Genomic DNA, 525 nt, shown 5'->3' with positions numbered 1-525 from the left:
ACGTCCTTGTTTTACTGCTTTACTTTCTTTCCACGTTTTAGACATAGCTCTTAAAAACTTTAACAATTTCAGGTAATGCCTCAATGTAGTTAATACAAAGATACTCTTTTTCCTCTTTTTTGAGAGGATTGTTAAATAAGAGAACTAAGTCTCTAGTAAAAGTAGGATTACGTAATAAGTAATTCTGTACTTCTACTTGCCATGTAAGACCTCCTCCTGTAGATATTGGTGTACCTACATTCTGAAGTAAAACAGAAACTTGCTCGATTAACTTAGAATCGAATTTAGGAAATTGATGTTTCAGTTCTTCTTCGTTTAATGAAGAAAGAAATTCTGGATTATCTTTTTCCTGCATGAAAACAAGAAGTGCTCTTTCAAGCATTTCTTTTGCTTCTTGTTGAGACCAAGAAGTTGGAATCTGTACAAGACATAAATTATTTCCTGTAGTTCCAATAAGATGTAACTGTTTCATTTTTGATAAATTTAAGTTATAACTTTTGATGACGTCTCTGTATGTACAACTAC

General features: G+C 31.8%; 1 protein-coding gene. It reads right to left on the bottom strand.

Annotated features, from left to right (window positions below; all coding sequences use genetic code 11):
- Window positions 1-37: 37 nt before the first annotated feature.
- On the bottom strand, window positions 38-525 hold a 488-nt coding region (locus QZL64_RS00790; protein ID WP_296309082.1), incomplete at its 5' end, for a hypothetical protein.

The organism is Veillonella sp. CAG:933 (assembly GCF_000431435.1).
GTDB lineage: Bacteria > Bacillota > Negativicutes > Veillonellales > Veillonellaceae > Veillonella_A.
Note: the sequence above shows the minus strand (reverse complement) of the source record. Positions and strands in the feature narration are given on the sequence as shown.